At 71.0% G+C, this 21,068-nt stretch carries 15 protein-coding genes and 5 pseudogenes; 13 read left to right on the top strand and 7 right to left on the bottom strand.

Translation table 11 applies throughout. The features are described 5' to 3' along the window. Window positions 1–2 precede the first annotated feature (2 nt). Genes ACZ1HC_RS07185 through ACZ1HC_RS07175 form a run of 3 tightly spaced genes read left to right on the top strand, consistent with a single transcriptional unit; the run spans window position 3 to window position 1,506 of the window. A complete protein-coding gene (locus ACZ1HC_RS07185; RefSeq protein ID WP_472699369.1) occupies window positions 3–629 on the top strand; it encodes an LON peptidase substrate-binding domain-containing protein in 627 nt (208 codons plus the stop codon). Further along, entirely contained in the window at window positions 626–820 is a 195-nt protein-coding gene (locus ACZ1HC_RS07180; protein WP_472699368.1) for a Trm112 family protein, read from the top strand. Before ACZ1HC_RS07185 ends, ACZ1HC_RS07180 begins: the two co-directional genes overlap by 4 nt. Next, window positions 820–1,506, top strand: coding sequence for a rhomboid family intramembrane serine protease (locus ACZ1HC_RS07175; RefSeq protein ID WP_472699367.1), 687 nt, complete (start codon window positions 820–822; stop codon window positions 1,504–1,506). The genes ACZ1HC_RS07180 and ACZ1HC_RS07175 overlap by 1 nt, the downstream gene beginning before the upstream one ends. Before the next feature lie 15 nt (window positions 1,507–1,521). Here the strand turns inward: ACZ1HC_RS07175 and ACZ1HC_RS07170 are convergent. Continuing rightward, window positions 1,522–2,175, bottom strand: a pseudogene (locus ACZ1HC_RS07170) (DUF2268 domain-containing putative Zn-dependent protease); the annotation flags it as partial. 147 nt (window positions 2,176–2,322) lie between these two features. Here ACZ1HC_RS07170 and ACZ1HC_RS07165 point away from each other — a divergent pair. Beyond that, window positions 2,323–2,526 (top strand): hypothetical protein, encoded by a 204-nt coding sequence (locus ACZ1HC_RS07165; RefSeq protein ID WP_472699366.1) that lies wholly within the window; start codon window positions 2,323–2,325, stop codon window positions 2,524–2,526. A 10-nt stretch (window positions 2,527–2,536) separates the two neighbouring features. Next, the gene (locus tag ACZ1HC_RS07160) at window positions 2,537–2,788 is read left to right on the top strand and encodes a GNAT family N-acetyltransferase (protein WP_472699365.1); all 252 of its coding nucleotides are present in this window, start codon (window positions 2,537–2,539) and stop codon (window positions 2,786–2,788) included. A gap of 73 nt (window positions 2,789–2,861) precedes the next feature. On the opposite strand, the gene ACZ1HC_RS07155 is transcribed toward ACZ1HC_RS07160, so the two are convergent. From ACZ1HC_RS07155 to ACZ1HC_RS07140, 4 genes and pseudogenes are all read right to left on the bottom strand, one after another. Next, complete coding sequence (locus tag ACZ1HC_RS07155) at window positions 2,862–5,462, bottom strand: DNA translocase FtsK (protein WP_472699364.1); 2,601 nt, start codon at window positions 5,460–5,462, stop codon at window positions 2,862–2,864. A 4-nt stretch (window positions 5,463–5,466) separates the two neighbouring features. Next, window positions 5,467–6,674: pseudogene (locus tag ACZ1HC_RS07150) on the bottom strand (aminotransferase class I/II-fold pyridoxal phosphate-dependent enzyme). Window positions 6,675–6,841: 167 nt separating this feature from the next. Next, a pseudogene (locus ACZ1HC_RS07145) lies at window positions 6,842–8,177 on the bottom strand (amidase). A gap of 2 nt (window positions 8,178–8,179) precedes the next feature. Beyond that, window positions 8,180–8,371: a DUF1674 domain-containing protein gene (locus tag ACZ1HC_RS07140; protein WP_472699363.1), complete on the bottom strand. Its 192-nt coding sequence runs from the start codon at window positions 8,369–8,371 to the stop codon at window positions 8,180–8,182. A gap of 87 nt (window positions 8,372–8,458) precedes the next feature. On the opposite strand from ACZ1HC_RS07140, the gene ACZ1HC_RS07135 reads away from it, so the two are divergent. From ACZ1HC_RS07135 to mutL, 8 genes and pseudogenes are all read left to right on the top strand, one after another. Beyond that, window positions 8,459–9,703, top strand: coding sequence for an RsmB/NOP family class I SAM-dependent RNA methyltransferase (locus tag ACZ1HC_RS07135; protein ID WP_472700805.1), 1,245 nt, complete (start codon window positions 8,459–8,461; stop codon window positions 9,701–9,703). A gap of 121 nt (window positions 9,704–9,824) precedes the next feature. After that, entirely contained in the window at window positions 9,825–11,414 is a 1,590-nt protein-coding gene (purH, locus tag ACZ1HC_RS07130; RefSeq protein ID WP_472699362.1) for a bifunctional phosphoribosylaminoimidazolecarboxamide formyltransferase/IMP cyclohydrolase, read from the top strand. A gap of 113 nt (window positions 11,415–11,527) precedes the next feature. Next, window positions 11,528–12,063 (top strand): annotated as a pseudogene (lspA, locus tag ACZ1HC_RS07125) (signal peptidase II). Between the two features lie 29 nt (window positions 12,064–12,092). Further along, a pseudogene (locus ACZ1HC_RS07120) lies at window positions 12,093–12,569 on the top strand (DUF3035 domain-containing protein); the annotation flags it as partial. A 37-nt stretch (window positions 12,570–12,606) separates the two neighbouring features. Next, on the top strand, window positions 12,607–13,821 hold the full coding sequence (locus ACZ1HC_RS07115) for a cytochrome P450 (protein ID WP_472699361.1): 1,215 nt from the start codon (window positions 12,607–12,609) through the stop codon (window positions 13,819–13,821). 66 nt (window positions 13,822–13,887) lie between these two features. Continuing rightward, window positions 13,888–15,399 carry a M16 family metallopeptidase gene (locus ACZ1HC_RS07110; RefSeq protein WP_472699360.1) on the top strand — a complete coding sequence of 504 codons (1,512 nt, stop codon included), beginning with the start codon at window positions 13,888–13,890 and terminating at the stop codon, window positions 15,397–15,399. Further along, window positions 15,396–16,730: a M16 family metallopeptidase gene (locus tag ACZ1HC_RS07105; RefSeq protein WP_472699359.1), complete on the top strand. Its 1,335-nt coding sequence runs from the start codon at window positions 15,396–15,398 to the stop codon at window positions 16,728–16,730. The genes ACZ1HC_RS07110 and ACZ1HC_RS07105 overlap by 4 nt, the downstream gene beginning before the upstream one ends. A 95-nt stretch (window positions 16,731–16,825) precedes the next feature. Beyond that, on the top strand, window positions 16,826–18,637 hold the full coding sequence (gene mutL / locus ACZ1HC_RS07100; protein ID WP_472699358.1) for a DNA mismatch repair endonuclease MutL: 1,812 nt from the start codon (window positions 16,826–16,828) through the stop codon (window positions 18,635–18,637). Window positions 18,638–18,680: 43 nt separating this feature from the next. Here the strand turns inward: mutL and ACZ1HC_RS07095 are convergent, their stop codons facing one another. Together ACZ1HC_RS07095 and ACZ1HC_RS07090 are read right to left on the bottom strand one after the other, a co-directional pair. Beyond that, entirely contained in the window at window positions 18,681–19,892 is a 1,212-nt protein-coding gene (locus ACZ1HC_RS07095; RefSeq protein WP_472699357.1) for a PQQ-dependent sugar dehydrogenase, read from the bottom strand. A 98-nt stretch (window positions 19,893–19,990) separates the two neighbouring features. Beyond that, complete coding sequence (locus tag ACZ1HC_RS07090) at window positions 19,991–21,055, bottom strand: saccharopine dehydrogenase (protein WP_472699356.1); 1,065 nt, start codon at window positions 21,053–21,055, stop codon at window positions 19,991–19,993. Between the last annotated feature and the right edge of the window lie 13 nt (window positions 21,056–21,068).

Below are 21,068 nucleotides of genomic sequence, written 5' to 3'. Positions count from 1 at the left end.
CGATGCGGTTCCGCTTCGATCTGCCCCCGCGCATCCCGCTGTTCCCGCTGACCGGGGCGGTGCTGATGCCGCGGGCGCGGATCCCGCTGCACGTGTTCGAACCGCGCTACCTGCAGATGCTGGACGATGCCCTGAAGACCGAACACCGCCTGATCGGGCTGATCCAGCCCGAGGGCGAGGGACTGGCCGCGATCGGCTGCGCGGGCCGGGTGGTGGCCTTTTCCGAAACCGACGACGGGCGGCAGATGATCTCGCTTCTGGCGGTGTCGCGCTTCCGCCTGACGGCGTTGCAGGAAGGCTTCACCCCTTATCTGGTGGCCGAGGTGGACTGGTCCAGCTTCGCCCGCGACCTCAAGGGCGCCGAGGAGGATCCGGGGCTTGACCGCGGGACGCTGTTTCCGCTGCTGCGCCGCTACATGGACGCGCACGAGCTGTCCACCGACTGGGACGCCGCCGCCGAGGCCCAGGACGAGGCGCTGATCAATTCGCTGTCGATGGTCCTGCCCTTCACCCCGGGCGACCGGCAGGCGCTTCTGGAAAGCCCGACCCTGGCGGACCGGCGGGAACTGCTGCAGGGCCTGATCGAATTCACCCTGCACGGCGGGGATACCGAGGATCGACTTCAATGACCCAGACCGAACCGCCCGCCTTCGACCGCCACATGCTGGAAGCGCTTGTCTGCCCCGTCACCCACGCCCCCCTGTCCTACGACGCGGCGCGGCAGGAACTGGTGTCGCAGGCGGCGGGCCTTGCCTTTCCGATCCGGGCCGGCATCCCGATCATGCTGGTGGCCGAGGCGCGCCAGATCAGGGCCGACTGATGGTGGCGCAGGGCAATCCCCTCGGCGCGGTCCATGACGACCTGCCGCCCCCGCTGGCCGCGCGCCTGCCGCTGTGGGTCAAGGCGGTCATCGTCCTGTGCTGCGCGATCCAGATCGTGACGCTGGGCGCCGATCTCTTGGGCTATCCGGTGCTGCGGCAGGCTCTGGTGATCCTGGGCGGCTTCTGGTCGGCGGTCTTCTGGGCCGGCCACGGCATCTTTCCCGGCCACCTGCCGCTGATCTTCGTGACCTATGGCTTCCTGCACGGCGGGCTGCTGCACCTGGCCATGAACATGCTGTCGCTGGTGGCCTTGGCCCGGGAGCTGAACCGGCTGATCGGGCCGGGGCGCATGGCCCTGGTCTATGCCGTCAGCCAGGTCGCCGCGGCGCTGCTGTTTGCGGTGATGACGCCCGATGGCGGGCCGATGGTCGGGGCCTCCGGGGCGATCTTCGGCCTGGCGGGGGCCCTGGTCGGCTATGCGGTGGTCACCGGATGGCGGCTTCGCCGGCCGCTGGGCCAGTTGTGGCGCGCGGTGGGCGTGATGGTGGTGCTGAACGTGGCGCTGACTGTGCTGATGCCCGCCATCGCCTGGGAGGCGCATCTGGGCGGCGCCCTGGCGGGCTTGGCCATGGGCGGCTGGATGGCCATGTCGCGCAGCGCCCGCCGGCGGTATTCAGGCCTCTGAGGGCGGCGCGTCGGCGGCGGCATCCTCGGCCCCGCCCTCGGCGGTCAGGATCCGGCGCAGCGACTGGCGGAACGGATCGGCCGGCGCCAGGGCCAGCAGCGCGGCGCTGTCGCCGGGATTCTGGGCCAGATGCTCGGCGATCAGGCGGTGGCCGATGCCGTTGCCGGTGCCGCGGCGCAGGTCGCCCTTGCCCAGGAACCAGCGCGACCGGTCGAAGTCGCGCCGCGCCCATTCGTTCATCGCCTGCCGGATCGTCCCCGGCGCGGCCCTGACGGTATCCAGCGCGTCCGGCTGCCCGCCCATCACCTGCAGCACGAAATGCCCCGCCAGCCCCTCGCCGACCAGCGCCTCGCCCAGCGATTTGCCCGGACCAGGCCCGCCCCAGCGCGCCAGATGCGCCATCTGGCGGACCAGCGCGCGGGCGAACTGCGCGGGGTCGAACCGATCCGGCGGCACCGCCATCTCGATCACGCCGGGCGCGGGGGCATGGCCTTGGACCGCGCCATCTGCGGAACGGTCCGCCTGCGCCCGGATCACCAGGTCGAAATCCGGCAGGTCGGCGTGCCCCAAGGCCCGCGCCACCGCTTCCCGGCTGGCCTGCCGGACCTCGGACAGCACGGGCGTCAAGCCGTGGCGCGCGTTCAGCAGATGGATGTGACAGAGGGTCATGGGGTAGGATATAATGGGTCTTCCGGGCGCCTGCCAGCAGACGACAACGCCAAGCGCAGGTGTCGAGGCCAAGGCAGGCGGCGCCTGCTGCGGATCCGCGCAACAGCCGGGGCCAGTCGCCCGGGATCCTGCATTGCCAGAGGTATCATGAGTGGTTTCGAAATTCGCCTCTGCTCTGCCGATGATCTGGACTCAATGGGAAAGATCTTGGAGGGCATCGACCTGTTCCCTGCGGCGATGTTGCCGGAACTGGCGGCGCCGTTCCTTGCCGGTGATCCGACGGAGCTTTGGCTGATCGGGCTCGTGGCAGGAGAACCGTCGGCGCTCTGCTATGCCCGCGCGAAAAGTTGACTGACGGCACGTGGAACATGCTTGCCCTGGCGTTGGAGCGGAACTTCAGCGGCGGGGAATAGGCGCCGCCTTGGTTGCTGCCCTGGAAGAACAGTTGCAGGCTAGAGGCGCGCGCATCGTCATCGCCGATACGTCCAGCGCCGGGCCGTTCAAGACGGCCCGCGCCTTCTACAGGCGGAACGGATACCGGCAGGAAGCGACGATCCGCGACTTTTGGGCAGAAGGTGACCACAAGATCACGTTCCGCAAAAGGCTTCGTTGAACCGCAGGATTCCCGAACCCGGAGCCCCGATCCGCGAGACAGTCTGACGGCAGGGCGTGGTGGGCAAGGCTTATCACACCTCCGGCACCAGCACCTCGCGCTTGCCGACGTGGTTGGCGGCCGAGACCACGCCCTGCTCCTCCATCTGCTCGACCAGCCGCGCGGCCTTGTTGTAGCCGATGGCCAGCTTGCGCTGGATGTAGCTGGTCGAACACTTGCGGTCCTTGGCGACGATCATCACCGCCTGGTCGTAAAGCGCGTCGTCCCCGCCCTCGCCGCCAAGGCCCAGCACCGCGTCGATGTCGGACGCCACGTCATCCTCGACCCCCTCGACGACGCCCGACTTGTAGGACGGCGGGCCGAAGGACTTCAGGTGCGTCACCACCTCCTCCACCTCCTCGTCGGACACGAACGGCCCGTGGATGCGGGTGATGCGGGCGCCGTTGCCCATGTACAACATGTCGCCCTGGCCCAGCAGTTGTTCGGCCCCCTGTTCGCCCAGGATGGTGCGGCTGTCGATCTTCGATGTCACCTGGAAACTGATCCGCGTCGGGAAGTTCGCCTTGATGGTGCCGGTGATGACATCGACCGAAGGCCGCTGCGTCGCCATGATCAGGTGGATGCCCGAGGCCCGCGCCATCTGCGCCAGCCGCTGGATGCAGGCCTCGATCTCCTTGCCGGCGACCATCATCAGGTCAGCCATCTCATCGACGATCACGACGATGTAGGGGAAGGTCTCGGGCTTGAACTCCTCGGTCTCGAAGATGGGTTCCCCGGTGTCCTCGTCGAAGCCGGTCTGGACGGTGCGCTTGAACATCTCGTTCCGGGACAGGGCCTCGCGGACGCGGGTGTTGTAGCCCTCGATGTTGCGCACGCCCATCTTGGACATCTTGCGGTAACGCTCCTCCATCTCGCCCACGACCCACTTCAGCGCGACGACGGCCTTTTTCGGGTCGGTGACGACCGGCGACAGCAGATGCGGGATGCCGTCATAGACCGACAGTTCCAGCATCTTGGGGTCGATCATGATCAGCCGGCATTCGTCGGGCGTCAGCTTGTACAGCAGCGACAGGATCATGGTGTTGATGGCGACGGACTTGCCCGAACCGGTGGTCCCGGCGATCAGCAGATGCGGCATCTTGGCCAGGTTCGCCACCACCGGATCGCCGCCGATGTCCTTGCCAAGCGCCAGGGGCAGGGGCTGTGTGCCGTCGCCGAAGGCGCGGGACGCCAGGATCTCGCGCAGCAAGACCTTTTCGCGCCGGGCGTTGGGCAGTTCGATGCCGATCACGGTGCGGCCCGGCACCGTGCTGACGCGGGCCGACAGCGCCGACATCGACCGCGCGATGTCGTCCGACAGGCCGATCACCCGGCTGGCCTTGAGGCCCGGCGCGGGTTCCAGTTCGTAGAGCGTGACCACCGGGCCGGGACGGACCTCGGTGATCTGCCCCTTCACGCCATAGTCGTCCAGCACCGCCTCGAGCATCCGGGCGTTGTCCATCAACACCTCTTCCGAGACGGTGGGCTGGTCGCCGGCTGCGGGCGCGGCCAGAAGGTCAAGCGGCGGGCGTTCATAGCTGTCCGGCGCATCCTCGAACGCCAGATCCGGCGCGGCTTCCCGGTCGGCGGCTGCGGGACGGGCCGGCGCGGGCTTGCGGGCGGGCGGGACACTGATGCGCGGGGCCGTGTCGGCGGCTTCGGATCCGGCCGGGGCGGGCTCGGCCTGCCCGTCGCGCAGGCCCTCGCGCGTCAGGCGGGCCGCGACCACCGCCAGGACCGAGGGCTTGCCCGAGCGCGTGCGGATCGCGTCGTTGATGCGGCCGCTGACCTCCTCGGCCGAGGGGGCCTCGCCCTCGTAATCGGCGTCGCGCTCGATCAGTTCGGGCTCGGGCAGGTCCTCCTCGAGGTCCAGAAAATCGGGCCGGGAGGCCTTGCGGCGCGACAGGACCGGCGCGCGGGGCGCGGGATCCTGGGCGCGCGCCTGGCGCCGGGCCGCCAGACGCGACTTCAGCCCCGCCGAGGCCGCCGCCCCCTGCCCCGCCGCGCGCATCGCCAAATCGAAGGCGGTCAGCAGCCCGGCCACGAAGCGGCGCCACAGGCCGACCAGTTCGGAACGCTCGAAGCCCAGCGAAAAGGCGGCCATCGCCAAGACCGCCACCGCGACCACCAGCCCGGCCAGACGGATGCCGATCTGCGCCTTGACCGGCAGCAGGTTCAGCATGGCGCCCATCACCATGTCGCCGAAATGCCCGCCCAGGCCATAGGTCTGTTCCCAGGCCTGGCCCGGGATCAGGGTGCTGCAATAGACGGATGCAAGCGCCACGGTGATGGGGGTGAACAGCGCCCGCATGAAGCGGTCCTCGCCCCGGTGCAGCATGAAGCGCAGGCCCCAGACGACGGCCGACACCACCAGCATCCAGGATCCGCCGCCCGCGATCATCATCAGGGGCGAGGCGACATAGGCCCCGAAGCTGCCCAGGATGTTCTGGGCGGGTTCGTCGGTGGCCGACAGGAAGCTGGGATCCTCGGCCGACCAGCTGGACAGCATCAGCGCGATCACAAGGCCGGCGATGACCAGCAGCGCGCCCAGAAGTTCCTTGCCCCGCCGTTCAAGCGCCGCCTGCGTGGACTGGTCGAACAGCGGATCGCGGTGTTTTGCCTGCCAGCTTGCCATCGTCCTAACCTTCCCCGCCCGTCATGTCATCGTAAAGCACCGCGCGCAGCCGCTGCAGCGCCGGTTCGGTTTCCTCGGCATCCGCCACAAGGGCCACGCGGATGAAGCCCTTGCCCGGATTGTGGCCGTCCACCTCTCGGGACAGATAGGCCCCCGGCAGCACCTGGACGCCGGCCTGCGCCCACAGCCTGCGGGCGGCCTGTTCGCCATCGGGCACCGGAAGCCACAGGAAGAAGCCGCCCTGGATGGGCCGGTAGCCCGGCAGATTGCCAAGCACCCGGTCTGCCGTCGCGTATTTCTGCTGATACAGCGCCCGGCTGGCCGCCACGTGCGATTCGTCGCGCCAGGCGGCCTCGCTGACGGCCTGGGCGGGCAGCGACAGGGGCGCGCCGGCATAGGACCGCAGCCGCCGGATCTGGGCGATGTTGGCGGCGCTGCCGGCCACGAAGCCGGACCGCAGCCCGGGCAGGTTCGACCGCTTGGACAACGAGTTGAAGATCACCACGCGATCGGGCCGGCCCATCCCGGTGGCCACGGCCAGGGCGCCCGGCGGGGGGCGTCGCGCCAGATCTCGGAATAGCATTCATCGGCGAAGATCAGGAAATCGTGCCGGTCCGCCAGGGCGACCAGGCGCTCCAGATAGTCCTGGTCCGCGATCGCCCCCTGCGGGTTCGCGGGCGAACAGAGATAGGCGATGGCGGTGCGGTCCAGCAGGTCGGGCGGCAGGGCGGCGTAGTCGGGCAGGTTGCCGGTTTCCGGCGTCGCCGGCACGAAGACCGGTTCGGCCTGAACGGCGGCGGCGGCCACCGCATAGACCTGATAGAAGGGATTCGGGATCAGGATCGCGGGACGCTGGCCGTTCTTGCGTTCGGGACACAGCGCCAAGGCGGCGTTGAACAGCCCCTCGCGCGTGCCGTTCAGGGCCATGATCCGGTCGGGCGCGACATCCAGACCATAGCGGCTGCCCAGCCAGTCGCCGATGGCGGCCAGAAGGCCGGGTGTCCCCTCGTTGACGGGGTATTTCGCGAATCCCCCGATGTTCGCGGCCATCACCTCGGCCACGAAACCGGGCATGGGGTGGCGCGGCTCGCCGATGGTCAGAATCACCGGCGCCTGGCCTGCGGCCAGCCCCGGCTGAATGCCGGACAGCAGGCTGCGCAGACGCGGGAACGCGTATTCCGGCAGGTTCGAGAACCGCTCGGGGATTGCCATCTCTGCCTCGCTCGGGGTCTTTGGCCCCGTTTGTCCCTGGAAACATTAGCGTGATCGGCCGCTTGCGTCCAGCAAAAGACGGCCCGGAAAGCCGGGACCGACACAACCGCCGCGTGCGGGCGGTTCTACCCGGCCGCCACAGGGCCCATGCATGGCCCGCCGGTGGATCAGGCGGCAGCCAGGGCCGCCTCGGCCGCCGCGGCCAGGTGCAGCAGGTGGCCGTCGCGACCCGCATGGCCCATGACCGAGATCCCGCAGGCGGGATGCCCCGTCGGCAGGGTGCAGACCGGCAGGCCCAGCAGGTTGCCGATGCGGGTGTTGCGCAGGGTCAGAAGGTTGGCGCGCACGAACTCGGCCTCGTCATCCATCAGGGCCTGGGTCCTGGGGGGCAGGATCGGCACGGTGGGCAGCAGGATGGCGTCGAAGCCCGAGGCCACCTCCTTGACCCATTTGCGCCGGATCCGCACCAGGCTTTCCCAGGCCGCGACGTAATCGGGGGCGCTGACCTCGGCTCCGCCGCGGAACCGGTCCAGGATCGGCTTCCACATCAGTTCCGGCGCGTCCTCGATCTGGGCGCGCCAGATGCCATAGGCCTCGGGGGCGAACAGCGGGACCGACAGCGGCATGGCGCGGGCCAGCCAGTCCGACGACTGCCGGGTGATCCGCGCGCCCGCCCGCGCCAGGCGGTCAACCGCATCCTCGAAGGCCGCGACGGGGCCTTCCTCGGCATCCTCGAAGGGCACGCCCTCCAGCACCATCAGGCGGCGGCCCGACAGGTCGGCCCCGCGCAGATCGACCGGCTTGCGGCAGGCCATCAGCGCGAACAGTTCGGCGCAGTCCTCGACCGTCCGGGCGATGGGACCGGGCACGTCGAAGCGCCGGCACAGCGGGACGACGCCCTTTTCCGGCACCAGAATCGCGCGTCGGGATGAAGCCCACGAGGTCGTTCCAGGCCGCCGGCACCCGCACCGATCCGCCGGTATCGGTGCCGATCGCCGCGGCCGCCAGCCCCAGCGCCACGGACACCGCCGCCCCCGAGGACGAGCCGCCCGGCGCAAGGTCGGGATCCAGCGCATTGGGCGGCGTGGCGGTGCGCGGGTTCAGGCCCAACCCCGAAAAGGCCAGTTCGGTCATGTGGGTCTTGCCCAGGCAGATCGTGCCCTGGCGCGCCGCCCGGGACAGCACGATGGCGTCCTTGCGCGGCACGCGGCCTTCCAGCAGCCGGGATCCGGCCTCGGTCCCGGTGCCGCCGCTGTCGATGTTGTCCTTCCAGCTGATCGCCACACCGTCCAGCAGCCCGCGGCGAAGCTCCAGCTTGGCGCGGTCATGGGCGGCCACGGCTTCGGACCGGGCGCGGGTCTCGCTGACGCGGGCATAGATGCGGGCGGCATCGGGATGGGCCTTGATCGCGGCCAGATAGGCCTCGGTCTGGTCCAGCGGGTCCAGAAGCCCGGCCATGATCGCACGGCCCTGCTGGGCGGCGGACGCGCGCAGCCAGTCCATCCTCAGAAATCCACCGCGAGGCCGTTCTTCTCGTAGTCGCCGAAGCGCACCGGTTCGGGACCGTCGCGGCCGCCGTATTCCTTGGGCAAGGGCTGCCCGCCCGCCGCGGCCCGGCGACGCGCCTCGGCCTCGGCCAGGGCGCGACGGGCTGCGGGCGGCAGGTCGGGGCGGTCCGCCGGGGGCTGTTCGCTCATGGAAAGATCTCCCATCTGGGCGTAAGAGGTCGGGATCAGTCTTTCAACAACACTTAGGTGAAGGAAAGCGATTTGGCAAAGCGCGGCATGGATACGGCACGGTCTGGCGCATTGCGGCTGCTGGCGGGGGTGCGGGACGGGCTGTCCCTGTCCGATCAGGCGGGCGCGCTGAAGGCGATGGCGCCGCAGGATCAGGCCCGCGCCGCGCGCCTTGCGGCCGAGGTGCTGCGCCATCAGGCGCGGGCCGATGCGGTGATCGCGGCCTATGTCGCGCGCAGGCCCAGCCCGCAGGTGGCCGACATCCTGCGCCTGGCCACCCTTGAACTGCTCGAACTGGGGGGCGCGGCCCACGGTGTCGTGGATGCCGCCGTCACCCTGGCGCGCGGGCTGGGCCAAAAGGGGCAGGCCGCGGCGGGGATGGTGAACGCGGTGCTGCGCCGGATCGCCGGCCACCAGGGCTGGGCCGACCTGCCGCCCCAGCCGATGCCGGCCTGGCTGCGCGACCCTGTCGCCGCCGCCTATGGCGAGGATGCGGCGCGCGCCATCGAGGCCGCCCACCAGGCCGGGGCGCCGCTGGACCTGACCGCGAAACCCGCCACCTTGGTCGAGATCGAGGGCGCCCGGCCGCTGCCGACCGGCTCGTGGCGCATCCAGGGCCCGGTGCAGGTCTCGGCCCTGCCCGGCTACGACCGGGGCGAGTGGTGGGTTCAGGACGCCGCCGCGGCCCTGCCCGCGCGCCTGCTGGATCCCCGCCCCGGCGAACGCATCGCGGACCTGTGCGCCGCGCCCGGCGGCAAGACGCTGCAACTGGCGGCAGCGGGCGCGCAAGCGGTGGCCGTGGACATCAGCCCGACCCGGCTGCGCCGCGTGGCGGAAAACCTGAAGCGCTGCGGCCTGACCGCGGAACTGGTCGCGGCGGACGCGCTCGACTGGCGCCCCGGCGCGGCCCTGGACGCGGTTCTTCTGGACGCGCCCTGCTCGGCCACCGGCACGATCCGCCGTCATCCCGACCTGCCCTTCCTGCGCGACGGATCGGGCATCCCCGCGCTGATCGACCTGCAGGCGCGCCTGATCGACCACGCGCTGTCGCTGATCCCGCCGGGCGGGCGGCTGGTCTATGCGGTCTGCTCGCTGCTGCCCGACGAGGGCGAGGCCCAGATCGCCGCAGCCCTCGCCCGCCATCCCGGCCTGACGGTCGAGACGCCGGCGCTGCCCGGGGTCGATCCCGCCTGGATCACCCCCGAGGGCGGATTGCGCACGCGTCCCGATCATTGGCCGGATCGGGGCGGCCTGGACGGCTTCTTCATGGCGCGCCTGCGGAAGGCAGCCTGACCGGCTCCTGCTCCGGACGACAAATATCCTCGGGGGGTCCGGGGGCGAAGCGCCCCCGGCGGCGCCACTGGACCTTTGGCCTGCATGGGGCTAAGGCACCGCAAACCAGATGCGAGGCCCCATGTCCCGTCCCGTGCCGATCCGACGCGCGCTGATCTCGGTCTCCGACAAGACCGGGCTGATCGACTTCGCCCGCAAGCTGGACGCCCGGGGGATCGAGATCCTCTCCACCGGCGGCAGCGCCGGCACCCTGCGCGAGGCCGGGCTGAGGGTGGTGGACGTGGCCGCGGTGACCGGCTTCCCCGAGATGATGGACGGCCGCGTCAAGACGCTGCATCCTGCGGTTCACGGCGGCTTGCTGGCGCTGCGCGACAACCCCGAACACCTCGCCGCGATGGAGGCGCATGGCATCGGCCCGATCGACCTGCTGGTGGTGAACCTCTACCCGTTCGAGGAGATGGTGGCGAAGGGCGCCTCTGCCGCCGACTGCATCGAGAACATCGACATCGGCGGCCCGGCGATGATCCGTGCGGCCGCCAAGAACCATGGCTTCGTCACCGTGATCGTGGACATCCAGGACTATGACGTGCTGCTGGCCGAACTGGACGCCAACGACGACCGCACCACCCTGGCCTTCCGCCAGCGCCAGGCACAGATCGCCTATGCCCGCACCGCCGCCTACGACGCCGCCGTGTCCACCTGGCTGGCCGCCGCCATCGGCGAGCAGACGCCGCGCCGGCGCGCCTTCGCCGGCACCCTGGCCCAGCCCCTGCGCTATGGCGAGAACCCGCACCAGCAGGCGGCCTTCTATGTCACCGGCGACAGCCGCCCCGGCGTCGCCACCGCGCGCCAGTGGCAGGGCAAGGAACTGTCCTACAACAACATCAACGACACCGACGCCGCCTTCGAACTGGTGGCCGAGTTCGATCCCGCCGAAGGGCCGGCCTGCGCGATCATCAAGCACGCCAATCCCTGCGGCGTGGCGCGGGGCGCGACCGCGCTCGATGCCTATCGGCGGGCCTTCGACTGCGACCGGACCTCGGCCTTCGGCGGCATCGTCGCGCTGAACTGCCCGCTCGACGGCGCCACCGCCGAAGACATCGCCCGGATCTTCACCGAGGTCGTCATCGCCCCCGACGCCGACGAGGACGCCAAACGCATCTTCGCCGCCCGGAAGAACCTGCGCCTGCTGACCACCGGCGGTCTGCCCGATCCGCGGGCGCCGGGGCTGGCCTTCCGGCAGGTCGCCGGCGGCTTTCTGGTGCAGGGGCGCGACAACGGCCATGTGGGCCTGTCCGACCTGAAGGTTGTCAGCGACCGCCGCCCCGACGACGCCGAACTGGCCGACATGCTGTTCGCCTGGACGGTGGCCAAGCACGTCAAGTCCAACGCCATCGTCTATGCCCGCGACGGGGCGACCGTCGGCATCGGCGCGGGGCAGATGAGCCGCATCGACAGCACCCGCATCGGCCGCCGCAAGTCCGAGGACATGGCCGAGGCCCTGGGCCTGGACCGGCCGCCCACCATCGGCGCGGTCGTGGCCTCGGACGCGTTCTTTCCGTTCGCCGACGGCATCGAGGCCCTGGCCGAGGCCGGCGCCCGCGCCGTCATCCAGCCCGGCGGGTCGATGCGCGACGACGAGGTGATCGCCGCGGCCAACCGCCTGGGGCTGGCGATGGTCTTCACCGGCCAGCGGCATTTCCGTCACTGATGCAGCAGGAACTGCCCCTCGATCCGCCGGCCCCGGCGACGCCGAAACCGGCCCCCCGGCCGCGGACCCCGCGCGCGCCCAAGAAGAAGCCCCCGCCCCCGGCCCGCACCGACATGCGGCTGCTGATCTGGGTGGCCACGACGATCTTCGTACTGGACCAGGTGCTGAAATACTGGGTGGTCCATGTGCTGCAACTGGACCGCGTCCGCGCGATCGACGTGCTGCCGCCCTGGCTGAACCTGCGCATGGCCTGGAACCAGGGGGTGAACTTCGGGCTGATGGCCTCGGACACGGATGTGATGCGGTGGGTGCTGATCGCCGTGGCGCTGGTCATCGTGGCCTGGGTCTGGGTCTGGATCTGGCGTTCGGACGCGGGCATCCTGGCCCGCGTGGCGGGGGGCTGCTGATCGGCGGGGCGCTGGGCAATGTGATCGACCGGCTGCTTTACGGGGCGGTGGCGGATTTCCTGAACATGTCGCTGCCCGGCTGGCAGAACCCCTACAGCTTCAACGTGGCCGACATCGCGATCTTCGCGGGCGCCATCGGGCTGGTGCTGGTTCCCCAGAAGAAGGACCCGGCCGGGCCCGCCCGCAAGCCGCGCGCCAGGGCCGCCGACAAGACCCGTGACGGGACGGGCAAATCCGGCTAGAACGGACGCAACGAACGAAGGGGCAGGACATGCAGGCTTTTGTCAGGGGCATCGCGGCGGCGGCCGTCATGGGGCTTTCGGCCTGCGGCAGCAACCAGCTGATGAACATCGAGACGGGCCAGAACAGCCCCGACGAATTCGCCATCCTGCCGACGCGGCCGCTGTCCCTGCCGCCCGATCTGGCGCTGCTGCCCGCGCCCACGCCGGGCGGGGCCAACATCACCGATCCCAACCCCGGCGCGGATGCGGTGGCGGCGCTGGGGGGCGACCCGGGGCGCCTGTCCGACCAGGGCATCGCGGCGGCGGACGGCGCGCTGGTGGCCCATGCCGCGCGGCGGGGCACGGATCCGGCGATCCGCGAACGGCTGGCCGAATCGGACGCGGAATGGCGGTCGCGCAACAAGCGCCGCCCGCTCGAGGCGCTGTTCGGCACCAACGTCTATCAGCGCGCCTATCGCCCGATGGCGCTGGATTCGCGGACCGAACAGCAACGCTGGCAGCGCGCCGGCGCCATCACCCAGACCTCGCCCCCCCGCCCGAGGAATGACCGCGGGCTTCGACCCGACCCGCCCCGACTTCGGCCGCGACCCCTGGCCGCAATACGCCCGGCTGCGCGCCACGCCCGGCCTGCCCGACTGGCAGGGTTACCGGCTGGCCTCGCGCTTCGACGAGGTGCGCGCCATCGCGGTGGACCGGCGGATGGTGCGGGGGACCGCGCTGTTCGGCGCGGAGGAACAGCGCCGGATGCAGCGGGCCGAGAATTTCCACGACATGCCGTTCCACGAACGCTTCGTGCAGACCTCGATGCTGGAACTGGACGGGCCGGACCACGACCGGCTGCGGCGCGCGGTGTTTCCCTTCTTCACCAGAACCCGCCTGGAGAGCCTGCGCGGCTTCGTCGCGGGATGGGTGAAGGATGCGCTCGACCGGCTGATCCCGCGCGGGCGCTTCGACTTCATCGCCGATCTGGCCGCCGGCCTGCCCGGGCAGGTGATCGGCCACCTGATCGGCACCGATCCCGCGCTGGCCCCGCAGATGACCCGCTGGACCGAGGACACCGTCAGCTATTTCGATGTCAGCCGCCGCAGCGCCGACCGCAAGGCCCGGGCCGAGGCGGCGGTGCGGCTGTTCCACGACGCACTGCAGGACCTTCACGCCGACCGCAGGGCGCGCCCCCGCGACGACCTGATGTCGGCGCTGATCGGCGCCGAGGACGCCGGCCTGCTGAGCCATGACGAACTGATCGCCACGATCATGCAGATCCTGCACGCCGGCCACGGATCGACCATCGACGTGATGGGCAGCGGGCTTCACGCGCTGCTGGCCCATCCCGACCAGATGGCCCGCCTGCGCAACGACCCGGCGCTGATGCCCACCGCCGTGCAGGAGATGTTCCGCTTCGCGCCGCCGCTGGTCTTCTTCCACCGCTACGCCTCCGAGGATCTGGCCGTTGCCGGACGGATCTGGCCGCGGGGCACGCGCTTCGGGCTGCTCTATGCCAGCGCCAACCGCGACCCTGCGGCCTTCCCCGATCCCGACCGCTTCGACATCGCCCGCAGCCCCAATGTCCACCTGGCCTTCGGGGCGGGGCCGCATGTCTGCCTGGGCAACAACCTGGCCCGGCTGAACATGGAGGTGCTGTTCTCCGCGCTTCTGGCCCGCGCGCCGGCGATCGCGGCGGATGGTCCGGCCGTCTGGCGGATCGGCCTTCAGGCGCATGGCCCGCTGGCCCTGCCCATCACCCTTGCCACACATTAGCGTCAGGCGGGTTGCGCAATCTTCGGCCGCGGGTCAGATTTTCCCCTGACCAAGGAGGTTTGCCCCATGCCGCGACAGACCCTGCCCGCGATTCCCGCGCTGCCCTCGCTTCTCACGCTGCCCTCGCTTCTCACGCTGCCCGTGCTTCTGACGCTGACTGTTGGCGCGCTGCCCGCGCGGGCGGATCTGCCCGAAGGGATCACCCATTTCACCCTACCCAACGGGCTGGAGACCGTGGTGATCGAGGACCACCGCGCCCCGGTCGTGGTGCAGATGGTCTGGTACCGGATCGGATCCGCGGACGAGCCGCCGGGCAAGTCCGGCATCGCGCACTACCTGGAACACCTGATGTTCAAGGGCACCGAGAAGCTGGAACCGGGCGAGCTGTCCAAGACCGTGACCGCCAATGGCGGCATGGACAACGCCTTCACCAGCTACGACTACACCGCCTATTTCCAGCGCATCGCCTCGGACCGGCTGCCCCTGGTGATGGAGATGGAGGCCGACCGCATGGCCAACCTGCGCATCGGCGAGGACGACTGGCAGGCCGAACGCCAGGTGGTGCTGGAGGAACGCGCCCAGCGGGTGGACAGCGATCCCGGATCGCTGTTCGCCGAGGAGCGCAACGCCACGCAGTTCTACAACCACCCCTACGGCCGCCCGGTGATCGGCTGGCGCACCGAGATGGAGGGGCTGACGCGCGAGGATGCGCTGGCCTGGTATGACGACCACTATTCCCCGAACGAGGCGATCCTGATCCTGGCGGGCGACGTGACCCCCGAGGAGGCGCGCGAGCTGGCCGAGACGTATTACGGCCCGATCCCCGCCAAGGGCGAGGCCGCGCCGCGGATCCGTCCGCAGGAGCCCACCCAGCGGGCGCCCCGCCGGATGGAGATGACCGACCCCCGCGTGCCCCAGCCGGTGATGACGCGCAGCTACCTGGCCCCGGAACGCAACCCCGGCGACCAGAAGGAGGCCGCCGCCCTGACGGTTCTGGCCGAACTGCTGGGCGGGTCGATGCAGACCTCGATCCTGGGCCGGGAACTGGCGATGAAGGGAAGCGCGCTGTGGGTCGGCGCGGGCTATGACGGCTTTGCGGTGGATCCGACCAGCTTCGCCATCTCTCTGGTGCCCGCCGCCGACATGACCCCCGAGGAAGCCGAGGCCGAACTGGACCGGGTGCTGGCCGGCTTTCTGGAAAGCGGCCCCGATGCGGCCGATCTCGAGCGGGTCAAGACCCGGATCGAGGCGGCGCGGGTCTATGCGCTCGATTCGGCGCATGGCCGGGCCTACGACTATGGGCAGGGTCTTGCGACCGGCCTTTCGGTCGAGGATGTGGCGGCCTGGCCCGACATCCTGGCCTCGGTCACGGCCGATGACGTGATGGCCGCCGCCCGCAAGGTGTTGGGCCGCGAGGCATCGGTCACCGGCTGGCTGCTGCCCGCGCCGCCGCCGGCCGAAGGCGCGCAGGCCGCCGCCGAGGCGCTGCCCGCCCCGGCGGCCATCCCTGCCGATGCCGCCGCGCCCGCCCCCGGCCCCGCCCCCAGTCAAGCCCCCAGCCCCGAGGTGCAAGGATGATCCGTGCCGCCGTCGCCCTGTTCCTGGCCGTCCTGGCGGTCCCGGCCCATGCCATCGACATCCAGGAGGTCACATCGCCCGGCGGGATCAAGGCCTGGCTGGTCGAGGACGAGACCATCCCCTTCGTGGCCGTGCAGTTTTCCTTCAAGGGCGGCGCCAGCCTGGACCCGGAAGGCAAGCGCGGCGCCATCAACCTGATGACCGGAACGCTGGAGGAAGGCGCCGGCAGCCGCAACTCCGTGGCCTTCGCCCAGGCGGTCGAGGATCTGGGCGCGCAGTTTTCCTTTGACGTCGGCGACGATTCCCTGACCGTCGGGATGCGCGCCCTGACCGAGAACCGCGACGAGGCCGCGGCGCTTCTGGCCGAGGCGCTGACCACCCCGCGCTTCGACGACGACGCGGTGGAACGCGTCCGCGCGCAGGTCCAGTCGGTCATCCGGGCCGAGGCGACCGACCCGCAATCCATCGCCGCCAAGGAAATGGCGCGCCAGGCCTGGGGCGATCATCCCTACGGAAGCTCGATCAACGGCACGCTGGAGTCGGTGGCCTCGCTGACGCGGCAGGATCTGGTGGCGGCCAAGAACCGCGTCCTGGCCCGCGACCGCGTGGTGGTGGGCGCCGCGGGCGACATCTCGCCCGAGGAGCTGGGTCGGCTTCTGGACACGGTGCTGGGCGGGTTGCCCGAACAGGGCACCGCGCCCCTGCCGGAACCCGCGGAGCTGCAACTGACCGGCGGCGTCACCGTGATCGACTGGGACAGCCCGCAGACCGTGGTCAGCTTCGCCGGCCCCGGCATCGCCATCGACGACCCCGACTATTTCGCGGCCTATGTGGCCAACCACATCCTGGGCGGCGGCGGCTTCAGTTCGCGCCTGATGGAGGAGCTCCGCGAAAAGCGCGGCCTGACCTATGGCGTCGGCACGACGCTGGCGACCGGGCTCTATGGCCAGACCTGGCAGGGCGGGATGGCGGGCTCGAACGCCACCACCCGGCAGGCCGTGGACCTGATCCGGCAGGAATGGGACCGCATGGCCCGCGAAGGCGTCACCGACCGGGAACTGCAGGACGCCAAGACCTACCTGACCGGCGAATATCCGCTGCGCTTCGACGGGAACGGCAAGATCGCGGGCATCCTGGCCGGGATGCAGCTGATCGGCTTTCCCATCGACTATGTGAACACCCGCAACGACAAGGTCGAGGCCGTTACCGCCGAGGATGTCAGCCGCGTCGCGGGGCGCCTGCTGGACGCCGACGCCCTGCGCTTCGTCCTGGTCGGCCGGCCCGAGGGGATCGCCCCGACCGACCAGGCTCGGGCCGAACCTGTGAACTGAACCTCGGCCCTCCGGCGGTGGCGCCCCCGCCCTGGGGCCGTCGCCGGTCAGGGAATCTCTGGCCCCGCCGCGCTGGGCCTGCTAGATATGGGTGCATGAACAGCCAGGCCCCCCATATCCGGCCCGTGATCCGTCAACTGGACGAGGCGACGGCCAACCGCATCGCCGCCGGAGAGGTGGTCGAGCGCCCGGCCTCGGCGGTCAAGGAACTGGTCGAAAACGCGCTCGATGCCGGGGCGAGGCGCATCGACATCGCCATCGAGGACGGCGGCCGGCGGCTGATCCGCGTCTGCGACGACGGCTGCGGCATGGCCCCCGAGGATCTGCCGCTGGCCTTGTCGCGCCACGCCACCAGCAAGATCGACGGCACCGATCTTCTGGCGATCCGCAGCTTCGGGTTCCGCGGCGAGGCGCTGCCCTCTCTGGGGGCGGTGGGGCGGCTGACGATCACCTCGCGGATGCGGGGCGCCGAGGGGGCGACGATCGCGGTCGCGGGCGGCAGGATGACCGCGGTGCGCCCTTCGGCGGCCAATCCCGGCACCATCGTCGAACTGCGCGACCTGTTCTTCGCCACCCCGGCGCGGCTGAAGTTCCTGCGCGGCGACCGGGCCGAGACCCTGGCGGTGGCCGATTGCGTGCGCCGCCTGGCGATGGCGGAACCCTTCGTGGGCTTCACCCTGGGCGCCGACGGCAAGGAGATCTTTCGGGCCGATGCCGAACAGGGACAACTGTTCGACGCGCTGCAGATCCGCCTGTCCCGCGTCATGGGCCGCGACTTCATCGACAACTGCATCCCCATCGATGCCGAACGCGACGGCCTGCGCCTTGCGGGCTTCGCGGCGCTGCCCACTTATTCGCGGGGCGCGGCGGTGGCGCAGCATCTTTACGTCAACGGCCGCCCGGTCCGGGACAGGCTGCTGACGGGCGCGCTGCGGGCCGGATACATGGACGTGCTGGCCCCCGGGCGGCACCCGGCGGCGGTGCTGTATCTGTCCTGCGACCCGCAGCTTGTGGATGTGAACGTCCATCCCGCCAAGGCCGAGGTGCGCTTTCGCGATCCGCAGGCGGCGCGCGGCCTGCTGGTCGCGGCCCTGCGGCACGCGCTGGCGGGTGCGGGCCACCGCGCCTCGTCCACGCTGGGGGACGCGACGGCGGCGGCCTTCAGCCCCGGATCCCGGACGCCCGCCGGCGGGCGGTCCTTCCCGATGCCGCCTCGCCCCTCGGGCGCGGCGATCGGCGCCGGCCTGGCCCTGCAGGCCCCGATGCCGGGCTTTGCCGAGACGCCTTCGGCTCGGGCCGAGGAACCGGCCGAGGACCCTGCCGCCGCGCCGCTGGGCGCGGCGCGGGCGCAGATCCACGAAAACTACATCCTTGCCCAGACCGAGGACGGGCTGGTGATCGTCGATGCCCATGCGGCGCATGAACGGCTGGTCTATGAACGGCTGAAGGCGCAGGCCGCCGCGGCAGGCATCGCCCGCCAGGCGCTGCTGATCCCCGAGATCGTCGATCTGCCCGAGGCGGATGCGGCCCGCGTCCTGGCGATCGCCGCGGATCTGGCGGCGCTTGGCCTGGTCGTCGAGCCCTTCGGCGGCGGGGCGGTCGCCGTGCGCGAGGTTCCGGCGATGCTGGCGCGGCTGGACGCCCGCGCCCTGATCCGCGACATCCTGGACGATCTGGCCGACCAGGGCGCCTCCGACCGGCTGCGCGGACGGATCGAGGCGGTGCTGTCGTCGATGGCCTGTCACGGATCGGTCCGTTCGGGCCGCCGCATGACCGCCGAGGAGATGAACGCCCTGCTGCGCGAGATGGAGCGGACGCCCCGGTCCGGCCAGTGCAACCACGGCCGTCCGACCTGGGTGAAGCTGCGCCTTTCCGACATCGAGCGGCTGTTCGGCCGCAAGGACTGACGGGACAGCGCTGGCCGGTGGCTGGCGGGACGGTCCTGCCGGTTCAGGAACCGCCGTCCGCCGGGGTCACGCGGATCAGGCGGCCGTTGTCCTCGTCCGTCAGCAGCATGATCGCGCCGTCGCTGGCCACCTCGACCTCGCGGACGCGGCCGATGCCTTGGAGGTGGCGGGCCTCGCCGGTGACGCGGTCGTCCTCAAGCTCCAGCCGCACGAGGTCGTTGGACCGCAGCCCGCCGATCAGCAGATCCCCCTGCCAGTCCGGGAACATCTCGCCGTCATAGAAGGTCATCTGGCCGGGCGCGATGACGGGGTCCCAGTAATAGACCGGCTGCTCGGTGCCTTCCAGCCGGGTGATACCCTCGCCCACCGGCTCGCCGCTGTATTCCAGGCCATAGGTCACGCGCGGCCAGCCATAGTTGCGGCCCGCCCGGGGCAGGTTCAGTTCGTCGCCGCCCATCGGCCCGTGTTCGATGGTCCACAGCCGGCCCTGATCGTCAAGCGCCGCGCCCTGGATGTTGCGATGGCCCCAGGACCAGATCTCGGGCAGGGCTTGGGCGACGCCGGGATCGCCCATCGGCTCGCCCGTCAGGGGGTCGATGCGGACCACCTTGCCCAGCGTCGTCGTGACGTTCTGGGCATAGACGCGCGCATCCTCGACCGAGCGTTCGCCCGTGGTCACGAACAGTCCGCCTTGCCGGTCGTGGATCAGCACCGACCCGTAATGCATGGTCGAATCCCAGGCGGGCTGCTGCTGCCAGATCACCTGGGTCCCCTCCAGGCTGCGGCCATCGGCCGAGAGGGTGCCGGTGGCGACGGCGGTGGCGGTCTTGCCGTCCTCGCGCGGCTGGGCAAAGCTGATCCAGACGCGGCGGCTTTCGGCGAAATCGTCGGCCACCGCCACATCCAGAAGCCCGCCCTGCTTGCGGGTGTCCAGTTCCGGCAGCCCGTCGATCGGATCGGACAGGGCGCCGTCGGCCCCCACGCGCCGCAGATTGCCGGCCCGTTCCGTCACCAGCCAGCTGCCGTCCGGCAGTTCGGCAAGCCCCCAGGGATGGTCCAGCCCCTGGGCCAGCACCGTCTGCCTCAGGGCAGGCCGGCTCTCCAGCGCGGGCGCGCGGGTCTGGTTCTGGAAGGCGGGCTGCTGGTGGGGGGCGTTGAGCGGGGCTGCGTTGAAATCCTGGGCCGAGGCGGTTCCCGCCAGCAGGGCGGATGCGGCCAGGCAGGTCAGCGGGGTGGCGGAGCGGGTCGCAGACATCATGGGGGCCTCTCGATTGACGGTCGGGATCCCTGGCGGAACATCCGCCTGGCCGCAGGCGTTCCGCCACCGGCCTTCACGCCTGCATCACGTCCCCGTCAGGACGCGGGCAGGGCTGGCGCGTGGCTGTCGAACAACGCCCCGGCGCGGCCCCAGGCGCCGTCGTCGATCCGGTCCAGTTCCAACAGCACCGGCAGCAGTTGCCGGGCGAAATCCTGGGAACTTTCGCACGGCAGCATCGAGGGCAGGTTGTCGATGGCCATCACGTCCAGCGGCGGATCCTCGGCCACGCGCAGGACCGGCCGATCCCAGGTGGTCGTGCGGTCATAGACCTTGATCGGGGAAAACGCGCTGGTCGGATCGCAGGCCAGGTCGCCGATGACGGTCAGGCGCCGGCCGGGCGCCACCGCGCCCGCCGGGACGAAGACCGGCGCCCCGGGGCGGGCCAGGATCGCGTTGAGGAACAGGTCATGGACCAGAACCTCGGGGAAGGGGCCGCCGTGTGCGGTCTCGGCCATGTCCCAGCGGGTGACGGGCACGCCCAGCGCCACCAGCAGGTCGGCCGCGCCGGTGCCGACCCGGCCCTTCGCACCGATCACCAGGGCGTGGGGGCGCGGCCGGCCGGTGGCGTCAAGCCGCGCCCGCAGGTCGTCCAGAAGCGCGTCCCGGTCCGCATGGGCCTGGACGGGGCCGCAGATGCCGCCGCGCTGCTGGGCGGCCCAGGCCTTCAGCGTGACTGCGGCCCCCGCATAGCCCGCCCAGTAGCCGAAGGCCGCCAGACGCCGCCCGTCCTCGTCCGTCAGGTATTCCAGATCGTAAAGCCGCCCGCCCCCGGCGCGGAACCGCCGCAGCAGGGCCTGCCCCGCCGCCTGGCCCTTGTAGGCATGGCCGAACATGACGTGGCGGTGGCGCAGCGGGGTGCCGTCGTCGGGCAGTTCCTTCAGCCCGAAGATGATCGCGTCGTCGGGCGCGGTGGGCCAGCTTCCCGCAGGGGCGATGGTGGCGCCGGCCCGGGCATAATCCTGGGTCGGAAAGACCCGGTGGGGGCTGTCCTCGACGGTGACGGTCATGCCGCGGGCGATCAGCGCCGCCGCGCCCTCGGGGGCGAGGCCCGCGCGGTTCTCGTTGGGGCGGCTTTCGGCCCGCAGCCACAGATGGGTCATGGTCGTCCGGTTC

It is taken from the genome of Paracoccus sp. BR5-17, assembly GCF_055693925.1.
The sequence above is the reverse complement of the archived record's forward strand: the minus strand, read 5'-3'. Positions and strand labels throughout refer to the sequence as shown.

What these genes read in the sequence shown, in the direction of transcription:
- ACZ1HC_RS07115 (WP_472699361.1), top strand. Translation starts at nt 12,607, where the DNA reads ATGACCGCGGGCTTCGACCCGACCCGCCCCGACTTCGGCCGCGACCCC.
- ACZ1HC_RS07180 (WP_472699368.1), top strand. Translation starts at nt 626, where the DNA reads ATGACCCAGACCGAACCGCCCGCCTTCGACCGCCACATGCTGGAAGCG.
- ACZ1HC_RS07105 (WP_472699359.1), top strand. Translation starts at nt 15,396, where the DNA reads ATGATCCGTGCCGCCGTCGCCCTGTTCCTGGCCGTCCTGGCGGTCCCG.
- ACZ1HC_RS07095 (WP_472699357.1), bottom strand. Translation starts at nt 19,892, where the DNA reads ATGTCTGCGACCCGCTCCGCCACCCCGCTGACCTGCCTGGCCGCATCC.
- mutL (WP_472699358.1), top strand. Translation starts at nt 16,826, where the DNA reads ATGAACAGCCAGGCCCCCCATATCCGGCCCGTGATCCGTCAACTGGAC.
- ACZ1HC_RS07140 (WP_472699363.1), bottom strand. Translation starts at nt 8,371, where the DNA reads ATGAGCGAACAGCCCCCGGCGGACCGCCCCGACCTGCCGCCCGCAGCC.
- ACZ1HC_RS07135 (WP_472700805.1), top strand. Translation starts at nt 8,459, where the DNA reads ATGGATACGGCACGGTCTGGCGCATTGCGGCTGCTGGCGGGGGTGCGG.
- ACZ1HC_RS07155 (WP_472699364.1), bottom strand. Translation starts at nt 5,462, where the DNA reads ATGGCAAGCTGGCAGGCAAAACACCGCGATCCGCTGTTCGACCAGTCC.
- ACZ1HC_RS07110 (WP_472699360.1), top strand. Translation starts at nt 13,888, where the DNA reads ATGCCGCGACAGACCCTGCCCGCGATTCCCGCGCTGCCCTCGCTTCTC.
- ACZ1HC_RS07165 (WP_472699366.1), top strand. Translation starts at nt 2,323, where the DNA reads ATGAGTGGTTTCGAAATTCGCCTCTGCTCTGCCGATGATCTGGACTCA.
- ACZ1HC_RS07175 (WP_472699367.1), top strand. Translation starts at nt 820, where the DNA reads ATGGTGGCGCAGGGCAATCCCCTCGGCGCGGTCCATGACGACCTGCCG.
- ACZ1HC_RS07090 (WP_472699356.1), bottom strand. Translation starts at nt 21,055, where the DNA reads ATGACCCATCTGTGGCTGCGGGCCGAAAGCCGCCCCAACGAGAACCGC.
- purH (WP_472699362.1), top strand. Translation starts at nt 9,825, where the DNA reads ATGTCCCGTCCCGTGCCGATCCGACGCGCGCTGATCTCGGTCTCCGAC.
- ACZ1HC_RS07185 (WP_472699369.1), top strand. Translation starts at nt 3, where the DNA reads ATGCGGTTCCGCTTCGATCTGCCCCCGCGCATCCCGCTGTTCCCGCTG.